The organism is Kribbella turkmenica, from assembly GCF_004348725.1.
In the GTDB taxonomy this organism is placed as follows: domain Bacteria; phylum Actinomycetota; class Actinomycetes; order Propionibacteriales; family Kribbellaceae; genus Kribbella; species Kribbella turkmenica.
In genome coordinates this window covers 12,774-31,687 of sequence record NZ_SMKR01000051.1, presented here as the reverse complement: position 1 = coordinate 31,687, position 18,914 = coordinate 12,774, and the positions used below count along the sequence as shown (strand labels likewise).

Genomic DNA, 18,914 nt, shown 5'->3' with positions numbered 1-18,914 from the left:
CAGAGAAAGTACGAGTCCGCGGACCTCCCTGACGGGCGATTCGCAGCCTGTGGAAAACCCGGACCGGTGGAGTCAGTGCGGTGCGATCACCACGGCCAGGAGCCCGGGACCGACGTGCGCGCCGATGACCGCGCCGACCTCGCGGAGGACGATCTCCTCGGTCTGCGGGAGCCGGTCGGCGAGGTTGTCGGCCAGGGTCTGGGCCTTCTCCAGGTTCGCCAGGTGGTGGACGGCGACCTGGACGGGCATGTCGCCGGCTCGCTGGACGGCGATGTCGGCCAGCCGGGCGATGGCCCGGCTGGACGTGCGGACCTTCTCGAGCGGGACGATCCGGCCGCTGCTGATGGTCAGCAGCGGTTTGACGGCCAGCGCCGTCCCGAGGAGGGCCTGGGCGGCGCCGATGCGTCCGCCGCGGCGGAGGTACTCGAGGGTGTCGACGTAGAAGTACGCCGAGATCGGAGCCATCCGGACCCGGGCGGCGGCCTCGACGGCGGCCTGGTTCTCGCCCTTGGCGGCCGCCTCGGCCGCGGCCAGGACCGGGAACCCGAGTCCCATCGCGATCGAGCGGGAGTCGATCACCCGGACCGGGATCGGCGACTCCTTCGCGCCGATCATGGCGGACTCGACCGTGCCGGACATCTCGCCGGACAGATGGATGGACACGACCGACTCGGCCCCGGCCGCGGCACACGCGGCGTACGTGTCGGCGAACGTCTGGGGCGCCGGGCGACTGGTGGAGACAGGGGTGAAGGTCTTGAGCGCCTCCGCGACCGCGTCGGCCGAGGTGGCGCCGTCGTCGTACGACGTGCCGCCGATGACGACCTGCACCGGGACGACGGTCAGCGGGAGGCGGAGGACCTCGTGCCTGGACAGACCGGCCGTGGAGTCGGTGACGACGTGCACGCGGGCTGACATGCAGCGAGGTTACCGGACGGTTTTTGCCGGCGCGCGCTCTCCGACCCCAGGGGAGTTGTCGGCGCGCGGTGCCAGACTCCGGAGCATGAGGGAGACCGCCGCAGAGATCACCGAACTGCAGGCGCTCCTCGACGCGGCGTACCAGCGCTCGACGGAGCATCTGCGCAGCATCATCACGGGCCCGCGCCGGCTGGACGCCGACGCGCTGGTGCGGGTTCTGACCGGCATGTGCACGCTCAACGTGGCCACGGTCACCGCCCGCGGCGAGCCGCGGATCAGCGCCGTCGACGGGCACTTCATCCATGCCCGGTGGGTGTTCAGCACGGCTGGGACGGCGGCCAAGGCCCGGCACCTGCGGGCCAGACCGGCGACCAGCATCTCGTACGTCGACGGCGAGCGGATCGGCGTGTTCAGTCACGGCGACGTCGAGTTCCTGACCCCGGAGCACCCGGACTTCGAGGAGATCGAGGCCCACCTGACCAAGTACTACGGCAGCTCCCCGTCGAGCTGGGGGCCGGACATCGTGTACTGCCGTCAGCAACCGACCTGGATGGTCGGGTACGGCGACCAGAAGGCACTGCTCGCGGAGACGGAGAAGCAGACCGCGAAACGGAAGAAGTAGGGCACAAGGCAGCGAGGTGAAGGCCACCCCTCCGGAGCCTTCACCTCGCTCGGCTGACTTCCCTGTGAGTCAGCCTTCACCTGTTGCGCTGACCTCCCCTGTCGGTCAGCACTCACCTCCCGACGCCGGCTCCCCCTCGTTGCCGGCGCTTCACCGCTGCGCTGACTCCCCCTCGTCGTCAGCCGAGTTCAGTCCTCGCCGAGCCACTCCCCGTGCCGGTTCCGCGAAATACCGGTCTGACCGCGAGCTCGTCGAGGTCCCGGGAGGCCCCAGTGGCTGACCCCGCCGGCGGGTGACCAAACCCGCCGGCTTCCCCGTGTCAGCCGGACCGGCACTCGTCCCCTGTGTCGTGTGCTCGATCCAGTACTGGGACCCCGCCCCGGGTGTGGTGCCCTGACGGCGCACGGCACCCGGTTCAGGCAGGACAGATCCGCACGACGCAGCACTCCGGAGCTCTCGACAGCCGATCGGCGCCCCCACCGTCCGGCCGCCGGATGCCCTCCGCGTCGCCTCCCCAAGCTGGTCGGCAGTCCGGCGCAGCACCATGGCCTCATCACGGTTCACCGCCCATTCTCTGCCTGCGCGCCCGGTCTCGGACTCTGCTTCGTGGAACCTGTCCTACGGCTGTAATTCTTCGGCCGGCGGGCATGTCAGGACGAGGCAGATGTACCGGCAGTTACCCGGCAGCTTCAGCGGATGCGCGTCACGAAAGCGCGGTGAGTACGTCGTTCGCCAGCCGCTGAACGGCGGCCGCCGGGTCCGGCTCAGGCCATCCGGAGGCGACCGAAGCGGTCGCGCACGACTGCTGCAGCACCGCCCACGCGGTCGGCAGCATCGGCGGGTCCATCGACTCCTGCCACGCCATCAGCTGGCCGCAGAGGACATCGGCCTCCGCGGACTTCCCCAGGGCGTGCAGCACGGCGACCGCCTCAGGCAGTACTTCGAGCAGGTAGACGACTCGTCCCTCGAGGAGCAGCCGGTTGACCGCGTCCCGGATGCACACCTGGGCCTGCTCCGCGTCGCCGCCCTCACGGGCGAGTCGTGAGCGGTAGAGCATCACCAGGTAGTCGAAGTACCCCCGATGCCCGCGGATGTCGGCGTCGGCCTCGTCCAGGAGCGCTCGTGCCTCGTCGTACCGGCCGTCGTGGTACTCGACCATCGCCTGGCAGCCGGCGACCTTCGTACGCTCGGGATCGTCGGAGGCCTGGCTGTCCCGGGCGAGCGCGGCCCACCGCCGTGCCTCGGAGAGATTGCCCAACTCCAGGTCGACCCGGCTGAGTGCCATGTACGCGATCTCGTCCGGGTAGACGCCCGGATTGACCAGCGCGGCCTCCCAGGCGAGCAGCAGCTCCTTGGCTTCGGGCAGCCGGCCCCACCGCAGCAGGGCGAGCCCGCAGGTCGCCTGAACCGTCGCGGAGCGCTGCACGTCACCGTGCTTGCGCGCGTCGTTCACCAGGCCCGGGATCTCGGCCAGGCTCTGGATGTCCAGCAGGTGCGAACCGGACGACACCCAGCCGCCGCGGGCCACCAGACCCATCTCGGTCTCGCCGGGGATGAGCTGACGCGCTTCTTCGTAGTACCGCCGGGCACCGTGGACGTCGCCGGTCAGACTGGACAGACGTCCGGCGATGGCCAGGAGCCGTCCGCTGACCTCCTTGTCCGGGACGTTCTCCGCGCACACCGTCGCCCAGCGGATCCCGCTCTCGGCCACGCTCGCCTGGTACTGCCACGCGATCCGGAAGCCGAGCACGATCCGCGCGGCCACCTCCCACTGCCCCAGCTCGGCCGCACGCTCCAGAGCGACCTCGAACAGCGCCGAGTTCGCATGCGCGGCCCGGTACCGCCGGTCCCGGTCGGGCGACGACCACGCGCCTTCGAGGCCGGAGACGTACGTCGAGCACCACGCCACCGCGCGGTCGCGGAACTCGGTCAAATCATCGCCCTGCGACGACAGTCCGGCGTACGCGTGCTCCCGGATCGTCTCCAGCAGCTTGTAGCGAGCGCCGTACAACTGCTCGAACTCGTTGACCGGCTGCAGCAGCGACTTCTCCACCAGCTCGGCCAGCAGCATCGGTACGTCGGCCTGGTCGATCGGATCGCCGGTACACACGCCCGCGACCGCGTCCAGCGTGAACGGCGACCCGAGCACGGACGCCCGGTAGAGCAACTGCCGGGCGGCGTCGGACAGTGCGTCGACGCTCCACGCGATCGTGTCCGCGAGCGTGCGCTGGTGTGGGGCCCCGAACCTTCGCGGCCCGGACAGCAGCCGGAACCGGTCGTCGAGCGCCGCCAGGATCGTCTCCACCGACAACGACCCCGCCCGCGCCGCCGCCAGCTCCAGCGCGAGCGGCAATCCGTCGAGCCGCCGGCACAGCCGGGCGACCGTCGCAGCGTTCTCCTCGGTCAGGTGGAAGTCAGGACGGACGCGGGCGACCCGTCGGCAGAACATCTCCACCGCCGGACTCGCGGCGATCTCGTCGAAGTCCTTGTCGTTCGCCGGCAGACCCAGCACCGCCACCCGCCGGACCACCTCGTCGGGCAGGCCGAGCGGGATCCGCGACGTGACCAGTACGCCGACGCCCGGGAAGCTGCGGACCATTCGGTTGGCCACGGCCGCGACCCCGTCGAGCACGTGCTCGGCGTTGTCCTCGACGATGACCAGGTCACCCGGTTCGCGTCCGGACAGCACGTCGTCGAGGTCCGACGTACCCGGTGCGGTGCCGAAGGCGTCCAGGATGGCTGTGGATACGGCGGCATCGCGCTGGACGGTCGTGAGGTCGACGACCACGACGGTCGTGTCGACGCCGGAGAAGCGATCGGCCGCGGCCAGGGCGAGCTCGGTCTTGCCGACACCACCCGGGCCGACGAGGGTGACCAGCCGGTTCTGCCGGAGCAGTCCTTCCAGTTCGTGCAGCTCCTGCTCGCGACCGACCAGGCCGTCGGGAATCGGTCTCGTGCCTCGCCAGCGCAGTCCGGTCGGCGCGGGGGCGGCGACCGAGATGACCGGTCGCACCGTCCGGTGCCCGGCCGCGGCCAGGAAGCGCTCGGCGTCGCCATCGTGCAGGCCGAGGGCCTCACCGAGCAGCCGGACGGAGTCCTTCCGGGGGCGCGCGACCCGGCCGGCCTCGATCTCGCGGATGGATCGCACGCTCAGGCCGGCGCGGTCGGCGAGCTCCTCCTGCGAGAGGCCGGCCTGGACCCTCAGGTCGAGCAGGAGATCGGCGAAGCCCCGCCGTCCCTCAGCCCGGCCATCCGTGTCCGACAAAGCCCGTCACCCCTCTTGAGCCTCACGTTCCCGTCACAACATAGCGTGACTGGGCCGTCCGCGCCGGGGACGCCCGGTGAGCAAGATACGTCACACGTCACACCGCACGGTTGACGAGGGCAACAAGTTTACTTCGAATTTCCATTACCGAACCGGCAGAGAATTGATTCAAGCGGTTGCGCTAACCGTCGTCGGCTTCTTGTCGGCCGAGTACAGAGAAAGCACTCCGGTCCAGTCCTCGAGCCGGGCGCTGGTGTCGGCGCGGCCCGATTCGGCGTTCAGCAGGCTGCCGTCGCAGATGCCGCGGGTGGCGCGGATCAGGAGTTCGGTGCCAAGCCCCACCGACCGGGCCCGAAGGATGTCAAGCGCTGCCATGGCCGCAATTCAAGCGGAGTCGTGTTTCGCATGCGTAACGCCGTCCGCAACATCACGATAAGTCACAAGAATTCCGGAATGTCCGGTTACCTGGTGGTCCATTAACCGGGCAGCCAGGAAAGCCGGACCTGGCGGCGCGGATTGTCGACGTTGGTGTCCACCAGGCAGATCGACTGCCAGGTGCCGAGCATCATCCGGCCGTCCAGCACCGGAACGGTCGCGAACGGCGGGATCAGCGCGGGCAGCACGTGGTCGCGGCCGTGGCCCGGCGTGCCGTGCCGGTGCCGCCAGCCGAAGTCACGCGGCAGCAGGTCCTCGAGCACGGCGAGCAGGTCCGTGTCGCTCCCCGCGCCGGTTTCCAGGATCGCGATCCCGGCGGTCGCGTGCGGCACGAACACGTGCAGCAGTCCGTCACCCTGGGCCTGGTGGGCCTCGGCGTTCACGAACTGCTCGCACCTGCTCGTCAGGTCGAACACGACCTCGGACCCACCAGTGGCTACGTCAATCAACTCAGAACGCATCTGCGCAGCCTAGCCGTCCCGCGCGGTGGCGGGACGGCCGGAACGCGCCACTAGGCCGGGACGATGTTGACCAGTTTCGGCGCCCGGACGACGACCTTGCGGACACCGCGGCCGTCCAGCGCCTTCTGTACTGCCTCGGAGGCCAGCGCCAACTGCTCCAGGTCGGCGTCGGTGATGTCCGGGGACACCTCCAGCCGGTCCTTCACCCTGCCGGCGATCTGGACCACGCAGGTGACCGTGTCCTGGACCAGCAGGGCCGGGTCGACCTTCGGCCAGCCGGCCTTGGCGACGGTCGGCTCGTGGCCCAGCGTCTCCCACATGTCCTCGGCGGTGTACGGCGCGACCAGGCTCAGCAGGATCGCCACCGTCTCGGCCGCCTCCCGGACCGCTGGGTCGGCCGTGCCCGGGCCGGCGTCGATCGCCTTCCGGGTCGCGTTCACCAGCTCCATGATCCGGGCGACCATGACGTTGAACCGCATCGAGTCGATCAGCTCGGCCGCGTCCGCCACCGTCCGGTGGGTGATCTTGCGCAGCTCGACGTCACCGGTCGAGGGATCCGAGCCCAGCGGCGCCTCGACCGATCCCGCCAGCCGCCAGGCCCGCTGCAGGAACTTCAGCGAGCCTCCCGGCGACATGTCGGCCCAGTCGATGTCGTCCGACGGCGGGCCGGCGAACACCATGGTCAGCCGGACCGCGTCGACGCCGTACTCGTCGATCTGGTCGCCCAGGTTGACGCCGTTGCCCAGCGACTTGCTCATCGCCTTGCCCTGGTTGATCACCTGGCCCTGGTTCAGCAGCCGGGTGAACGGCTCGACCGCGGTCAGCAGGCCCATGTCGTGTAGCGCCTTGACGAAGAACCGCGCGTACAGCAGATGCAGTACGGCGTGTTCCTTGCCGCCGACGTACTGGAACACCGGCATCCAGCGCTCGGCCGCCTCCGGGTCGAACGGACCCTCGGTGTAGTCCGGCGACAGGTAGCGCAGGAAGTACCAGGACGAGTCCACGAAGGTGTCCATGGTGTCGGTGTCCCGCTCGGCCCTGCCACCGCACTTCGGGCAGTCGACCTCGACCCAGTCGCGGGCCGCCGCCAGCGGCGAGACGCCCTTCGGTGCCAGGTCGGCACCGCGCAGGTCGGGCAGCTCCATCGGCAGCTGGTCGTCCGGGACCACCACCTCGCCACACGACGGGCAGTGGATGATCGGGATCGGGCAGCCCCAGTACCGCTGCCGGCTCAGCAGCCAGTCACGCAGGCGGTAGTTGATCGTCCGCTCGCCCAGGCCCTTGCTTTCCAGCCAGTCGCTGATCCGGGCCTTGGCCTCGTCGACGGCCAGACCGTCCAGGCTGATCTCGTCGTTCGCGCTGTTGATCGCCGGGCCGTCGCCGGTGTACGCCTTGCCCTCGAACCCTTCCTCGGGCTGCACGGTCCGGACGATCGGCAGGCCGAACTTCTCCGCGAACTCCCAGTCCCGGGTGTCCTGGCCGGGCACGGCCATGATCGCGCCGGTGCCGTAGTCGGCCAGCACGTAGTCGGCCGCCCAGATCGGGATCCGCTCACCGGTCACCGGATTGATCGCGTACGAGCCCAGGAAGACGCCCGTCTTCTCCCGCTCGGTGCTCAGCCGGTCGATCTCGGTCTCGCCCTTGACCTTGGCCAGGTAGACGTCGAACGCCTCCTGCTGCTCCGGGGTGACCAGTTCGGCGGCCAGCTTGGCGTCGGGCGCGACCACCATGAAGGTGGCGCCGAACAGCGTGTCCGGCCGGGTGGTGAACACCCGGATCGGCTCGTCGCGGCCCTCGACCTGGAAGTCCGCGAACGCACCTTCGGACCGGCCGATCCAGTTGCGCTGCATCAGCAGGATCTCTTCCGGCCACTGCAGCAGGTCCATGTCGTCCAGCAGCCGCTGGGCGTACTCGGTGGTCTTGAAGTACCACTGGGTCAGCTCGCGCTTGGTGACCTCCCAGCCGCACCGCTCACACCGGCCCTGCACCACCTGCTCGTTGGCCAGCACGGTCTGGTCGTTCGGGCACCAGTTCACGTACGACGCCTTGCGGTACGCCAGCCCACGCTCGTAGAACCGCAGGAACAGCCACTGCGTCCACCGGTAGTACTCCGGGTCGGACGTGTGCAGCCGCCGCGACCAGTCGAAGCTCAGGCCGTAGCGCCGAATCGACTCCGCCTGGGTCTCGATGTTGGCGTAGGTGTAGGTCGCGGGGTGCTCGTTGCGCTTGATCGCGGCGTTCTCCGCCGGCAGGCCGAACGAGTCCCAGCCGACCGGGTTCAGGACGTCGTACCCCTGCTGGAACCAGTAGCGGGCCAGCACGTCGTGCAGCGCGAACACCTCGCCGTGGCCCATGTGCAGATCGCCGGACGGGTAGGAGAACATCGTGAGCGCGTACCGGCGCTCCGCCGAGCCGTCGTCACGCGTCTTGAACGGGTCCAGCTTCTCCCAGACCGACCGCCACTTGGCCTGCACGGCGTCGAAGTCGTACCCGCCCCGGTCGATCGGGGCGTCGTCCACCTGCTCGCTCACGGTCCTACTCCTGATTTCGTGTGTCGTTGAGCCTAAATCTGCCAGAAGGCGTTCCCGGAAATGAAAAAGCCCCTCACACAGGAGGGGACGCCGCACTGACCGGCGCTCTAGCGCTGGATGCCAGTACGGCTAACTAAGGAGCAGGCTCACTCGCATGTGATCAGTCTAGCGCGTCCGGCCCGAGTCCGGACAACAAGGCGTCGAGGGCGAAGTCGAACCGCGCCTCGGTGCCTCTCGGAGCGGATCGGCTGACCGCCTCGGCCAGCAGCGGGAAGGTGGCTGGGTCGAGTGCTTCGAACTGATCCACCGGGTCGCCGTCGGCTGCTGTGACCACGTGCCCGACGACGAAGCCGGTGACCGCGTAAAGCACGTCCAGAGCGTCAGCGGGGTGCAGTCCGGCCGCGCGCATGGTTTCGAGCGCGGCCTCCATCACTCGAAGGTTCTGCGCGGTGACCGCCGGCCGGGACGCGACCAGGGGCACCACGTTCGGGTGGGCGAGCAGTGTGGATCGCAGGCCGCGTGCGTAGTCCCGCAGGCCTTCCTGCCATGAGACCGCCTCGAACGTCGGCGGGGCGATCTGGGCGACGAGCTGCTCGACCAGACCGTCGAGCAGAGCGTCCTTGTTCGGCAGGTGGTGGTAGATGGTCATCGCCTCGACTCCCAACTCCGCGCCGAGCCGGCGCATCGACAGCGCCTTCAGTCCCTCCCGATCGGCCAGCGCGAGCGCGGCCCGGAGGATCGTGGCGCGGGTCAGACCAACGCTGTGACCGGGCCGACCGGGCATCGAGCCTCCTCGTTGAACATTCTTACGTCGTAAGTATAGGCTGATTCTTACACCGTAAGAATCAGAGGAGGACCCATGACCATCATCACCGCGCCGACGCGCTCGCCGGCGTACCTCAGGCCGGCCCTGTACGCCGGCGTGCTGCTGACCCTGGTCGCCACGGTCACCCCGCTGGTCGACTTCGCGACGGCCGACGGCATCGGCGACCACGTCCGGTCGGCGTACCCCGATTGGCCGGCCGACGACGTCGCCAAGGACCGGATGGCCATCACCGTCTACCTGATGGCCGTCGGAATCCTCGGGCTCGTGGGCTGGATGTGGACGCTCGCGGCCGTAGCCGGCGGCAAGCGAAGTGCACGCGCGATCGGGACCACGCTCTTCGCGCTCGGCGTGACCTTCCACCTGACCACCTTGTCCGTCGGCGGTGAGGCCTACAGCACGATCGTGCCGCCCCTCCACGGCACCATCGCCGCACTACCGTCGCTGGCCGGCCTGATCGTCGTCGTCGGCCTCTGGCGTCGCCGGCAGCGCTAAACGAACTCAGTGCCGCCGGTACGGCGGTGGTCTCCCGGGGTGCGGCCGTAGTGGCGGCGGAAGGCTGTCGAGAAGGGACGCACGTCGGAGTAGCCGCAGGCGCGGGCGACGTCGGTGACGGTCATCGAGGGGTCCAGCAAGAGCTGCGCCGCCAGCTCCAGACGGAGCCGACGCAGGGTGGACATGATCGACGCACCGGTCTGCTGGTGGAACAGGCGCTCGGCGTGCCGCTCCGACAGATGAGCGACGGCAGCGACGTCCCGGACGGTGATCGGCCGGGAGAGGTTGTCGCGCAGGTGCCGCTGCATGGCTTCGACCACCACAGGGCCACGTTCGCGCCGGACCGGCTCGACGGCCAGGTCCTCGCCCAGAGCGAAGGCGCGGGCGGTTTCCATCACCAGCGTGGAGCCGAGTGCGGTGAGGGCCGTGCTGTAGCCGGATACCGGGGCGGCCGCTTCAGCCGCCAGCGCGGTGATCAGAGCCGGCAAGGAGCCGACCCGGTGTGACAGCACCGGCCCGTCGGGCCTGGTCAGGCCGGACCACCAACCGAGATCAACGGTCGAGGCCACCGGGCGGTTGCCGGACGTGGCCGGGCGGAAGGTGAATCCCCAGAAGGCGATGCCGAGCGGCTCCGACCGGCTGGACTCGATCTCGTGGACGTCGCCGGGCCGGGCGAGGAACACCGCCCCAGGCTGGACGTCGTACTCGGTGTCGCCCGAGTTGAACCGGCCGGCGCCGGAGTACGCCAGGCAGACCTCGTGGAACGAGTGGCTGTGCCAGTAGTTGCGCCAGTACTCCGGCTGGTAGTGCCCCCAGCTCAGGAAGTCCGCACGGAAGCCGTCGACCTCGCAGGACTCGAGCAGCCCTGCGAGGTCGACGAAGCGATCTGCCGCGGCGACAGACTCCAGCGTCAAGAAGCACTCCTGCCGGTCGGGTCCACTCCCCGCAGCATCATGCCCTGTCCGAGCGAGTGGTCGTGCGTCTTGACCGTCGGCGGGTCCCCCGGGTCGCGGTACTGGATCAGCCAGGTGGTCCGTGCCTCCTCACTGACGTTCACCCCGGACCCGTGCACGGTCAGGTAGGTGAAGAACAGTACGTCGCCCGCCTCGGCCGGCTGCGGTGTCGCCGACTCGAACGGTACGTCGGGCAGGTGGAACGAGCCCTCCGGGTCGTGCTCGCGCGGGCCGTCCTTGTGGCTGCCCGGGATCACCCGCACGCAGCCCTTCTCCTCCGGCGCGTCGTCGAAGTGGAAGATGGCCGCGCCCACCCGGTGGTACTTGTGCGGGAAGAACGGATAGTCCTGGTGCAGCGGGAACGGCGAACCGTTCTCCGGCGGCTTCACGAACAGCTTGGTGTGGTGCAGTTGCACACCCTCCACGCCCATCACCGCGGCGGCCACGTCGGTGAACCGCGGATCCACCAGCAGACGGGAGAAGGCGGCGTCGTAGAACTGCGCGTCGTGCAGGTGCTGCAGCCGGGTCGCGCCGTCGGACAGGCCCATCGCCGACTTCCAGGTCGGGTCGTCCTTGCGGTTCAGGGCGGCCAGCAGGTCGTGGCTGCGCTGCCGGTAGTAGGCGGCTTCTTCCTTGCTGAGCAGGCCTTTCACCAGGACGAAGCCGTCCTCGGTGTACTGCTGGGCCAGCGTGGACAGGTCCGCGCCGCTCGAAGTGATCGTCATCTCGAGGTCCTCCAGATCGGGTACTTCGAGACTAGGAACATCGGCGCCCGGACGGCAGGACCGCTCCGGACGCCGATGTTCGTCAAACGGACACGGTTACAGATCCCGCTCCCCGAGCCGGACGCTGATCCGGGGATCCGTGGACACGACAGGGGAGCTCGATCGCACCCACGGGTCACCCCCGAAGTAGGTCGAGAAGATCTTCTCGGCCGTCCGCGTCGCCAGCGCCTGCGACGTCAGGGTCGGGTTCGGCCCGCCGAGGCCGTTCGACAGGGCGGAGTTGTCGGCCACGAACAGCCGCTTCACCGCCCGGGTCTCGCCGCGCGGATCGAGCACGGAGTCGTTCTCCGAGGACCCCATCCGCATCGAGGACTGGACGTGCAGGATCAGTGGCGCCCAGTCGATCCGGTACACCGTGCGCGCACCGGCACCGCGCAGCAGCTCGGCCGCCTTCCGGGCCATGAACTCGCGGTTCCGCAGCGTTCGCGCGGTCCGCTGCCGCTGCTTGAAGGTGACCTTCGGGATCGGTCCGTGCTCGTCCGCCGGCAGCGCCGACAGGGTGACCCGGTTCTGCGCTTCGACGTCCTCGTCGGTGATCACCAGCACGCTCAGCAGCCGGTCCAGCCCGTGCGCCAGGATCTCCTTGAGCTCCGGCCCCATCACCCGCCCGGCCGGCCCGTCCCAGGGCCCGGTCCGGCCGCGGCCGTTCGTGTACCGACCGCGGATCCCGCTGTCCGACAGCGTCCCGGAGAACGCCATCAGCGCCGGCGGGAGGCCGACGTTCTCCAGGCCGCCGTACGGCGGGAAGTCGAGCCTGGCGCTCGATCCGACGCCCTTCGGGTTGCCGGTGTAGTCGTCGAAGACACCGAACACCCAGTCGAAGAAGTGGTCGGTGTACCCGCGGCCGACCCAGCCGTTCGGGTTCGGCAGACCGCTGTTCATCCACAGTCGCGGGTTCTCCGTGCAGCCGCCCGACATCACCACGACGCGAGCGTCCTCACGATGTTCCGAGCCGCCGGACAACCAGGTCGCGCCGGTCGCCGTCAGAACGCCGTTCCGCTTCTCCGCGTGCACGCAGGTCACGAACGCGCCGGTGACCAGCTCGACCGGCTTCCCGCCGCGTGACCACACCTCCGCGGTGAGCGCCATCGGCACGTAGCTGTTGTCCGTCGACCGCTTGGCGAACTGGTTGCGCGGGGCACCGTTCGGCCGCATGCAGCCCTGGAAGCAGTACCCGCAGAACGTGCACCCGGTGGCCTTGGGATAGACGAGCAGCTCCGGGGACGACGTGGTGCCGGCCGTCCCGCCCGGCTGCAGGATCGCGTTCTCCTGCGGCCGGTACGACGGCCCATGTGTCGTCTTGGTGGTCTGCACCGGCAGCCCGAGGGTCTCGGCGCCGCGGAAGAACAGCTGCTCCTTGTGGCCCATCGCCGCGGTCATCACCGGCATGGTCGCCTCGACCCACTCGAAGTACGGCACCAGCTCGCCGTACGTGAACGGGAACCGGTGCTTCACGTCGTACGCCGAGCGGTCGGCGCCGTCGTACCCCTCGAAGACGCCCGGATACGCGCGCGGGTAGTTGCCGTAGAAGTGCTGCGTGGTGCCGCCGACGCCGGACAGCTGCCAGACGAACGAGTTCTGCGGCCACTCCCGGAACCAGGCCGGCTTCGACCGGTCCGACGGCCCCCAGCGGAGGTAGCCGGTCAGCGGGTTGTTCGCGTCGTCCTCGAAGGCGGGTTGCGAGCCCACCGCCTCCGAGCGCCGCGCCGAGCAGGCCGATCCGCGCCAGGAAGGCCCGTCGGGACAGTACTTGCGCACGGACCATACGTCCTCCGCGGTGGGGACCAGTTCGGGTACTGGTCTCACAACGAGCGGCACCGACAGCGGTTACTCCCGCGGATGCTCGTCCACCGGTACGACGATCGGCCGCAGCCGGGCCCAGAGCACGAACAGGGCGGCGAACACCAGCATCGCGATCCCGCCCCAGAGGTTGATGTTGAGCCCGCCGGCCTTGGCCACCTCCGCCGGATCGGCGATGATCCCGAGGATCGTGAGCACCAGCCCGTAGCTCCCGATCAGTGCCGCGATCACCACCCGGATGTCGAACGCCCCGGCCTTCTGCTTCGGGGTCGACGTCTGATCAGCCATCACTGCGCTCCTTGTCAGCCGAAGACGATGTTCAGGGCGATGGTCATCGCCAGCGAGATCCCGGCCAGCAGCACCGGCCGGCGGTACCAGCCGTGGTCACCGCGGACGGTCACCTCGGTCCGCTGTTCCTTCGGTGTCAGCGAGTAGACCAGGCCGACCAGTTCCTCGTCCCGTTTCGGTGCGGTCGCCAGACTGACCAGCACGCTGACCACGATGTCGACCACGAAGGCTGCACCGGCACCGACGAAGCTGGCGCCCTGGCCGGGCAGGTCGATGACGCCGTTCTCGGACAGGATGAACACCAGTACGGCGGTCGCCGTACCGCTGACCAGGCCGACCCAGCCGGCCGTCGCGGTCATCCGCTTCCAGAACATGCCGAGGATGAAGGTGGCGAACAGCGGTGCGTTGAAGAACGAGAACAGCTGCTGCAGGTAGTCCATCAGGTTGCTGTAGCCGGACGCGATCGCCGCGGTGCCGATCGCGATGACGGTGCCGACGACGGTGACCCAGCGGCCGGTGCGCAGGTAGAACTCGTCCGGCCGGTCCTTGATCACGTACCGCTCGATCAGGTCGTAGGACACGACGGTGTTGAACGAGCTCAGGTTGGCCGCCATACCGGCCATGAACGAGGCCAGCAGACCGGTGATCGCCAGCCCGAGCATGCCGTTCGGCAGCAGGTCGCGCATCAGCAGCAGCAGCGCGTCGTTGTAGTCCACCTCCCCGCTGCCGTTGGCCTTGAAGTCGGCCAGCTCGGGCACGAGCACGGCCGCGATCATGCCCGGGACGATCACGATGAAAGGGACGAACATCTTCGGGAACGACCCGATGATCGGCGTCCGCCGGGCGGCCGACATGTTCTTCGACGCCATCGCCCGCTGCACTTCGACGAAGTTCGTCGTCCAGTAGCCGAACGACAGCACGAAGCCCAGGCCGAAGACGATTCCGATCACCGACAGGAAGTTGCTGCTGAAGCCGCTCAGTGCGTTGCCCGGCCAGGCACTCAGCTGCTCGCCGCCACCCGGCGAGCCGGTCACCTTCTCGGTCAGGCCCTGCCAGCCGCCCACCTTGTGCAGACCGACGATGGTCAGCGGCAGCAGCGCGGCGACGATGACGAAGAACTGCAGCACCTCGTTGTAGATCGCGGCGGACAGGCCGCCGAGAGTGATGTAGCTGAGGACGATCACGGCGGCCACGATCACCGAGACCCAGATCGGCCAGCCGAGCAGCACGTTGACGATGGTGGCCAGCAGGAACAGGTTCACCCCCGCGATCAGCACCTGCGCGACCGCGAAGCTGATCGCGTTCACCAGGTGCGCGGGCGGCCCGAACCGGCGCAGCATGAACTCCGGCACGCTGCGCACCTTCGAGCCGTAGTAGAACGGCATCATCACGACGCCGAGGAACAGCATCGCCGGGATCGCGCCGACCCAGAAGTAGTGCACCGTGGGCATGCCGTACTCCGCGCCGTTCGCGGACATGCCCATGATCTCGATCGCGCCCAGGTTGGCCGAGATGAAGGCCAGGCCGGTGACCCAGGCCGGCAGCGACCGGCCGGACAGGAAGAAGTCGAGACTGTTGGAGACCGCCCGCTTGGCCAGGTACCCGATGCCGAGCACGAAGGCGAAGTACAAGGCGATGATGAGGTAGTCGATCGCCGTGGCATCCAGCCTCAGGATGGAGTCTTGCGCGGGCATCGGCCCTCCGAATCGTCGTTGTGACGCATCGTGGTGTTACCGGTGGGGAACGTTACTCCTGTCGTGCGGCACAAGCGCGCCGACCCGCTCCTCCTCCGACATGAGGTGCCCAGCGGCATGCCTCCGACCCAGATCTCCACCGTTGGATGGTCCGCCTGCCGGTCTCCGCTGCCTAGGCTGCGGGGGTGATGTCGCGGAAGCCGGGGCGGTTGACCCTGCACGGGGAGAGCGGCCAAGGTGACAGGTGCGGCCGCGAACGGCGTCGAAGCGGTCGACCTAGTTGCTAAAGGCAACGTCGACGTCGTGCTGATGGACCTCCGGATGCCGGTCCTCGACGGCGTACGGGCGACCGCCCGGATCACCGCCGGCTTCCCGGGCGTCGCGGTCCTGGTGCTCACGCCGTACGCCGATGACGACTCGATCGCCACGGCCCTCCGGGCCGGCGCCCGGGGCTACCTGACCCAGGACGCGGAGACGTGCCCTAGACCCGCACCTCGGCGACGACAGGGCGGTGGTCGCTGCCGGTCGAGCTCATCACCCAGGCCTTCGTCGGGGTGACACCGCGCACCATGATGTGGTCGATCCGCGCCATCGGGAACTGCGCCGGCCAGGTGAACCCGAACCCGTGCCCGGACGCTCCCTGCGCCGACCGCAGTCCGGCGGTCAGCGGGGCCAGGCTGCGGTCGTTCGCCGTCCCGTTGAAGTCGCCCATCACGATCACGCCGTTCAGCTGCTCGTCGGCGATCTGCCGGCCGAGGGCCTTGATGGTGTCGTTGCGCTGATCGGAGGTGAAGCCACCGGTGCCGACCCGGACCGAGGCCAGGTGGGCGACGTACACCGCCACCTTGCCCGCCGGCGTACTGACCTCGGCACGCAGCGCACGCGTCCAGTCGAAGCCGACGTCGACCGACTTGCTCTCGGCCACCGGGTACTTCGACCAGAGCGCGACCGTGTCCCGGGAGACCTCGTACGGGTACTCGTCGGCGAACGCCGCCTTGTACACCTTCATGTCCGCCGCGGTGATCTCCTCGAGCGCGAGCACGTCGGCGTCCGCCGCGAGCAGGTCCCGCGCGGTCCGCTCCGGATCGGGGTTGGCCGCGTCGACGTTATGCGACAGGACGCGCAGGTCGTAGGCACCGCCGCCCTTGCCCGGGATCAGCAGGTTGCCGAACATCAAGCCCCAGACCACCGCGGGCAGCAGCAACGCGACCCCAGCGATGGCGGACCGGCGGAACAGCGCCGCTACTGCGAGCACCGGTACGGCGAGGCCGACCCAGGGCAGGAACGTGTCGAGCAGGCTGCCCAGGTTGCCGAACGAGTTCGGCACCCAGCGGTGGAACAGCAGCGTCATCGCGGACAGGACGGCGAGGACGGCGATCGTCCAGCCACGGCGCCACCGGCTCCCCTGGCGGCGCCGGCGGGTCGTGGTGCGCGTCGGCGGCTTCCGGGAGGCGACGGCGGTCTGGCGGTCCGGCATGCAGCGATTGTTGCGGACACCCGGTTCGGACCAAAGTCCGCGCCGGGCCGAACACGGTATTTCATCCCTACGGACGACCGGGTCGGGACGAATTGATCAGCGTTCCGTGAGTGCGCTGGTGCGTACGGCGGATGCACCCGACAATGCCGGTATGCCGCCCGAGCAGACCACCGAGCCGTTCGTCGTGAAGCGCCGCGGGCTCGGCACGACGAAGACGATGCTGTACCTCGGCACCCTCGTGTTCGGGCTGATGGTGCTGCTCACGCTGGTCGCCGTACTGGTCGCGGTGGTCGAGGACGAGCCGGTCCGCGAGCCGCTGGAGGCGGTCTGGCTGTCGTGGGGCGGGATGCCGCTGATCTTCGCGGTCGGTCTGCCGGTGCTGCTGCTGGTCGGTCTGGTGACGACCGCCGAGGAACGGCACGAGGGCGGCCGGGACGACGTCCTGCTGTCGATCGACGAGGCCGGCGTCTACCTCGGCGGCGAGCAGCCGCGCACCGTCCCGTGGAGCGAGGTGCGCGGCATCTGCCGGGTCGAGCGGCGCGAGGTCGACACCGAGGGCGCGGAAGCGTGGCACCCGTACCTCGTCGTCCTCCTGTACGACGACGAGGCCCTACCCCGCAACTCCAAGGCGTGGGGGCCGTCGAAACAGTGGCCCGGCACCGTCGAGATCCTCGGAAAACCCCTCCCGTACGACACTCTGGTCACCGCCGTAGCCCGCCACGCCCCCCACGTCCAGGTAACCAACCGAGGCCGCGTCCCGGACTGAACCCGGGGTACCTCGGAGGTGCTCACGGCCGGCGAATCAGTCGCCACCCGACCGGGAGCTCGCCGCGCAACCACCCCACCACCAACCGGCCGCTCCGCCACTCGCACCCCGCGCATCCGGTGGGCTGACCCACCCCACGACGGGTTGGCCAACCGGAATCCCGTTAGCCAACCCGCCGTCTCGTTGGCTGACCGACGGGAGTGGATGGCTCGCCGGTCCGGTCCGCCGTTCGATGGGCTGACCCACCAGACTGTGGGTTGGCTCACCGGAGTCCGGTTGTTGAACCCACACCCTCGTGGGTCCACCTATCGGAGCCGGCACGGAGCGGCGATCAGCCTGCGGGCGCTCCGTCCGACCACCGGCTGGGTGCGGTCTCCGCATGACCACCGGTGCGATGGGCGCGGTCAGGCCGGACATGCGTGGTCAGGCCGGACGCGCTCGTTCCGCCTCACCGCCAACGTGCCCGGCGCTCCGCGCACAGTGTCAGCCGGGCGGGCGTTCTGTCCGGCCCCAGCAGCACTCGCCGGGGCGCCTTTCCTCCCGCACCCGAGCGCAGCGAAGGGGCGGGGAGCTTTCAGCCCTTGGTGCCGAGCAGCTTCTCCAGATCCGTGAGGACGTCCAGGGCACCGAGCGGGCCGAGACCGAGGAACCAGACCTCGTCGTCGACGCGGGCCACCATGCCGTTCTTCACCGCCGACAGCGCCTTCCACAGGTTGCCGTTGACAACGACATTCTCGGCGGTGGTCTCCGGCTTCCCGTAGCTGGAGTAGAAAATCCAGTCACCGTCGGCCTTCGAGATGTTCTCCTGCGACACCTCGACCGCCAGGTCCTGCACGTCCTGGATCTTCGGCCGCGGCAGCCCGATGTCCTTCAGGATCACGCCGATGAACGACAGGTTGCCGTACAGCCGGATCTCCGCCGGCCGGAACCGGACCAGCGAGATCGTCGGCGACCCCTCGACCTTCGACTTCACCTCGTCGGCGCGCTCCTGGTAGTCGTTCAGGATCTCGTCAGCCCTGGTCTCCTCGCCGACCGAGTCCGCGACCAGCAGGAAGTTCTCCTTCCACGGGAACCCGGGCCGGATGCTCATCACCGTCGGCGCGATCGCGCTGAGCTTGTCGTACAGGTCGTTCGCCCGCAACTTGCTGCCGAGGATCAGGTCCGGGGTCAGCGCCGCGATCGCCTCCAGGTTCAGCTCGCTGATCCCGCCGACGGTCTTGATCCCCTGCGCCTTGTCCGCCAGGTACGACGGCACGCCGGCCTGCCCCGCGGTCGTCGCCATCCCGACCGGCGTGCGGCCGAGCGCGAGCACGTCGTCGAGCTCACCGCTGTCCAGGACGACGATCCGCTCGGGCTTCTTCGCCAGCGTGGTCTCGCCGAGCGCGTGCTTCACCGTCCTCGGGAAGGCGCCCGGTTGCGCGTCCGAGCCGAGCTTGGCGGTCTCCTCGTCGGCGGTCTTGAACAACCGTCCGCCGGTCGCCACCTCGGTGTCGCCGACACCTGCGTCGGTGGTCGTGGTGTCGTTGCCACCACATCCGGCCAGGACGAGCAGGGCAGCCGTAACGACTATGACGATGCGAGTTTTCACGAACCTGAGCCTACAT

Annotated in this window: 17 protein-coding genes; 4 read left to right on the top strand and 13 right to left on the bottom strand. The window is 69.2% G+C overall.

The genetic code is table 11. From position 1 onward, the window contains the following. Positions 1–72: 72 nt before the first annotated feature. Positions 73–915, bottom strand: a complete 843-nt coding sequence (locus E1218_RS14130; RefSeq protein ID WP_132320116.1) for a DegV family protein — start codon at positions 913–915, stop codon at positions 73–75. Positions 916–1,000: 85 nt separating this feature from the next. Here E1218_RS14130 and E1218_RS14125 point away from each other — a divergent pair, with 85 nt between their 5' ends. Continuing rightward, positions 1,001–1,537 carry a pyridoxamine 5'-phosphate oxidase family protein gene (locus E1218_RS14125; RefSeq protein WP_132320114.1) on the top strand — a complete coding sequence of 179 codons (537 nt, stop codon included), beginning with the start codon at positions 1,001–1,003 and terminating at the stop codon, positions 1,535–1,537. A gap of 703 nt (positions 1,538–2,240) precedes the next feature. On the opposite strand, the gene E1218_RS14120 is transcribed toward E1218_RS14125, so the two are convergent. The 5 genes from E1218_RS14120 to E1218_RS14100 all read right to left on the bottom strand — a co-directional run bounded on the left by E1218_RS14120 (position 2,241) and on the right by E1218_RS14100 (position 9,013). After that, positions 2,241–4,802: an ATP-binding protein gene (locus E1218_RS14120; protein ID WP_132320112.1), complete on the bottom strand. Its 2,562-nt coding sequence runs from the start codon at positions 4,800–4,802 to the stop codon at positions 2,241–2,243. Positions 4,803–4,970: 168 nt separating this feature from the next. Next, positions 4,971–5,177: a hypothetical protein gene (locus tag E1218_RS14115; RefSeq protein WP_132320110.1), complete on the bottom strand. Its 207-nt coding sequence runs from the start codon at positions 5,175–5,177 to the stop codon at positions 4,971–4,973. 101 nt (positions 5,178–5,278) lie between these two features. Beyond that, positions 5,279–5,698, bottom strand: coding sequence for a YjbQ family protein (locus tag E1218_RS14110; RefSeq protein WP_132320108.1), 420 nt, complete (start codon positions 5,696–5,698; stop codon positions 5,279–5,281). A 50-nt stretch (positions 5,699–5,748) separates the two neighbouring features. Next, complete coding sequence (gene leuS, locus E1218_RS14105) at positions 5,749–8,229, bottom strand: leucine--tRNA ligase (protein ID WP_233712217.1); 2,481 nt, start codon at positions 8,227–8,229, stop codon at positions 5,749–5,751. Positions 8,230–8,389: 160 nt separating this feature from the next. After that, positions 8,390–9,013: a TetR/AcrR family transcriptional regulator C-terminal domain-containing protein gene (locus E1218_RS14100; RefSeq protein WP_132320106.1), complete on the bottom strand. Its 624-nt coding sequence runs from the start codon at positions 9,011–9,013 to the stop codon at positions 8,390–8,392. Between the two features lie 75 nt (positions 9,014–9,088). On the opposite strand from E1218_RS14100, the gene E1218_RS14095 reads away from it, so the two are divergent. Then, positions 9,089–9,547: a hypothetical protein gene (locus E1218_RS14095; RefSeq protein WP_132320104.1), complete on the top strand. Its 459-nt coding sequence runs from the start codon at positions 9,089–9,091 to the stop codon at positions 9,545–9,547. On the opposite strand, the gene E1218_RS14090 is transcribed toward E1218_RS14095, so the two are convergent. The 5 genes from E1218_RS14090 to E1218_RS14070 all read right to left on the bottom strand — a co-directional run bounded on the left by E1218_RS14090 (position 9,544) and on the right by E1218_RS14070 (position 15,067). After that, positions 9,544–10,461 carry a helix-turn-helix domain-containing protein gene (locus tag E1218_RS14090; protein WP_132320102.1) on the bottom strand — a complete coding sequence of 306 codons (918 nt, stop codon included), beginning with the start codon at positions 10,459–10,461 and terminating at the stop codon, positions 9,544–9,546. The genes E1218_RS14095 and E1218_RS14090 overlap by 4 nt on opposite strands. Then, entirely contained in the window at positions 10,458–11,225 is a 768-nt protein-coding gene (locus E1218_RS14085) for a phytanoyl-CoA dioxygenase family protein (protein ID WP_132320100.1), read from the bottom strand. The genes E1218_RS14090 and E1218_RS14085 overlap by 4 nt, the downstream gene beginning before the upstream one ends. A gap of 96 nt (positions 11,226–11,321) precedes the next feature. Then, positions 11,322–12,974, bottom strand: coding sequence for a GMC oxidoreductase (locus tag E1218_RS14080; protein ID WP_233712216.1), 1,653 nt, complete (start codon positions 12,972–12,974; stop codon positions 11,322–11,324). A gap of 138 nt (positions 12,975–13,112) precedes the next feature. Then, the gene (locus tag E1218_RS14075; RefSeq protein WP_132320098.1) at positions 13,113–13,373 is read right to left on the bottom strand and encodes a hypothetical protein; all 261 of its coding nucleotides are present in this window, start codon (positions 13,371–13,373) and stop codon (positions 13,113–13,115) included. Positions 13,374–13,387: 14 nt separating this feature from the next. Further along, positions 13,388–15,067, bottom strand: coding sequence for a sodium:solute symporter family protein (locus E1218_RS14070; RefSeq protein ID WP_132320096.1), 1,680 nt, complete (start codon positions 15,065–15,067; stop codon positions 13,388–13,390). A 237-nt stretch (positions 15,068–15,304) separates the two neighbouring features. Between E1218_RS14070 and E1218_RS14065 the strand changes: the two genes are divergently transcribed. Further along, a complete protein-coding gene (locus E1218_RS14065; protein ID WP_132320094.1) occupies positions 15,305–15,625 on the top strand; it encodes a response regulator in 321 nt (106 codons plus the stop codon). Here the strand turns inward: E1218_RS14065 and E1218_RS14060 are convergent. Then, positions 15,549–16,544, bottom strand: a complete 996-nt coding sequence (locus E1218_RS14060; RefSeq protein ID WP_132320092.1) for an endonuclease/exonuclease/phosphatase family protein — start codon at positions 16,542–16,544, stop codon at positions 15,549–15,551. The two genes, E1218_RS14065 and E1218_RS14060, sit on opposite strands and share 77 nt — an antisense overlap. 151 nt (positions 16,545–16,695) lie before the next feature. Between E1218_RS14060 and E1218_RS14055 the strand changes: the two genes are divergently transcribed. Then, positions 16,696–17,310, top strand: a complete 615-nt coding sequence (locus tag E1218_RS14055; RefSeq protein WP_132320090.1) for a hypothetical protein — start codon at positions 16,696–16,698, stop codon at positions 17,308–17,310. Positions 17,311–17,884: 574 nt separating this feature from the next. Here E1218_RS14055 and E1218_RS14050 read toward each other — a convergent pair. Continuing rightward, complete coding sequence (locus tag E1218_RS14050; RefSeq protein WP_132320088.1) at positions 17,885–18,898, bottom strand: ABC transporter substrate-binding protein; 1,014 nt, start codon at positions 18,896–18,898, stop codon at positions 17,885–17,887. Between the last annotated feature and the right edge of the window lie 16 nt (positions 18,899–18,914).

Bases quoted from the DNA above. Each gene is read 5' to 3' on its own strand.
- E1218_RS14130 (WP_132320116.1), bottom strand. From the start codon at position 915: ATGTCAGCCCGCGTGCACGTCGTCACCGACTCCACGGCCGGTCTGTCC.
- E1218_RS14125 (WP_132320114.1), top strand. From the start codon at position 1,001: ATGAGGGAGACCGCCGCAGAGATCACCGAACTGCAGGCGCTCCTCGAC.
- E1218_RS14115 (WP_132320110.1), bottom strand. From the start codon at position 5,177: ATGGCAGCGCTTGACATCCTTCGGGCCCGGTCGGTGGGGCTTGGCACC.
- E1218_RS14110 (WP_132320108.1), bottom strand. From the start codon at position 5,698: ATGCGTTCTGAGTTGATTGACGTAGCCACTGGTGGGTCCGAGGTCGTG.
- E1218_RS14100 (WP_132320106.1), bottom strand. From the start codon at position 9,013: ATGCCCGGTCGGCCCGGTCACAGCGTTGGTCTGACCCGCGCCACGATC.
- E1218_RS14095 (WP_132320104.1), top strand. From the start codon at position 9,089: ATGACCATCATCACCGCGCCGACGCGCTCGCCGGCGTACCTCAGGCCG.
- E1218_RS14085 (WP_132320100.1), bottom strand. From the start codon at position 11,225: ATGACGATCACTTCGAGCGGCGCGGACCTGTCCACGCTGGCCCAGCAG.
- E1218_RS14075 (WP_132320098.1), bottom strand. From the start codon at position 13,373: ATGGCTGATCAGACGTCGACCCCGAAGCAGAAGGCCGGGGCGTTCGAC.
- E1218_RS14070 (WP_132320096.1), bottom strand. From the start codon at position 15,067: ATGCCCGCGCAAGACTCCATCCTGAGGCTGGATGCCACGGCGATCGAC.
- E1218_RS14060 (WP_132320092.1), bottom strand. From the start codon at position 16,544: ATGCCGGACCGCCAGACCGCCGTCGCCTCCCGGAAGCCGCCGACGCGC.
- E1218_RS14055 (WP_132320090.1), top strand. From the start codon at position 16,696: ATGCCGCCCGAGCAGACCACCGAGCCGTTCGTCGTGAAGCGCCGCGGG.